This window comes from Acidiphilium sp. JA12-A1, from assembly GCF_000724705.2.
Taxonomy (GTDB): domain Bacteria; phylum Pseudomonadota; class Alphaproteobacteria; order Acetobacterales; family Acetobacteraceae; genus Acidiphilium; species Acidiphilium multivorum.
Genome location: NZ_JFHO01000262.1, coordinates 1 through 666, shown reverse-complemented (window position 1 = coordinate 666; position 666 = coordinate 1). Strand labels below are relative to the sequence as shown.

At 43.2% G+C, this 666-nt stretch carries 1 protein-coding gene; it reads right to left on the bottom strand.

From position 1 onward, the window contains the following. Positions 1–447: 447 nt before the first annotated feature. On the bottom strand, positions 448–666 hold a 219-nt coding region (locus RT91_RS22105; protein WP_205409002.1), incomplete at its 5' end, for a hypothetical protein.

Here is a 666-nt window from a genome sequence, read left to right as displayed (position 1 = left end):
ACGATTGCGCCGACGATACGGCAAGGTTCGTGATCATCTCTTCACCTTCCTCGACACCCCGGATATCGCCGCGGACACAACGGCTCCGAGCGCGAACTCCGGCCTACCGCGACATATCGCAAGGTCACCGGAGGTTTCCGATCCAACTGGGGCGCCGATTTCTTCGCCAACGTCCGATCCGTCGTCGGGACCGCCGCGCGGCACGGCCTTGATGCCTACACCGCTATCAAAAACGCCGTCACCGGAGCATCACTGCCCATCGCCCCCTACCGGGTTGAGCAGATACCAAAAATAAATGTCTTCCAAAATAAAAATGAAAAAGGCCAAATTTTAATTGCTTTATAAAATAAAAAATTGATAAATTTCTTTCTTCTTTTAACCACAACCCGTTATAAGCAAGCCCCCAAAAATATTCATGGCTAAGAGCTCTCCGCGCCAACATTCTTTCTAAAAAGAAAAAGATTTATTTTTATATATAAATCGATACATTCTAGCTAACTCATCATGAACATCAATATATTTCTGTGTTTCTTCATTTTTTCCAACAGTGCTATGCGAGTCATGAACACCAAAATGAAGGTGTATATTATCAATATATGCAAAATTAAAGCCATGTTTTGCAGCTTCAATAGAAAATAATCTATCTTCACCAATTCTGAAATTACG